Origin of the sequence: Pseudoalteromonas sp. S4492 (assembly GCF_005886115.1) — a bacterium.
GTDB lineage: Bacteria > Pseudomonadota > Gammaproteobacteria > Enterobacterales > Alteromonadaceae > Pseudoalteromonas > Pseudoalteromonas gelatinilytica.
This window is the reverse complement of sequence record NZ_PNCP01000182.1, coordinates 1-360: the sequence shown is the minus strand read 5'-3', so window position 1 is coordinate 360 and position 360 is coordinate 1. Positions and strand designations below refer to the sequence as shown.

Below are 360 nucleotides of genomic sequence, written 5' to 3'. Positions count from 1 at the left end.
ATAGGAGCATCAATTTCCTGGTTGCTCGTACCATCAATGTTGAAGACTTCACCCTGTTCGCTGATATGGCCTTCCAGAGTCATGATATTGATCATGGGAAGACCGCAGCGCTTACCGACTTCATTGTCATTAAAGTCATGAGCCGGAGTGATTTTTACACAACCGGTGCCTTTTTCCATGTCCGCATGTTCATCGGCAACAATGGGAATGCGACGGTTGACCAGTGGCAGAATAATGTCTTTCCCGATCAGGGCTTTGTAGCGCTCATCTTCGGCATTAACGGCAACACCTGTGTCGCCCAGCATGGTTTCCGGACGAGTAGTTGCTACCACAATGTAGTCTTTGCCTTCAGCGGTTTTC

The 360-nt window shown here is 48.6% G+C and carries 1 pseudogene; it reads right to left on the bottom strand.

Annotated elements, in window-relative coordinates:
• Positions 1 to 360 (bottom strand): annotated as a pseudogene (locus CWC28_RS21315) (class I tRNA ligase family protein); the annotation flags it as partial.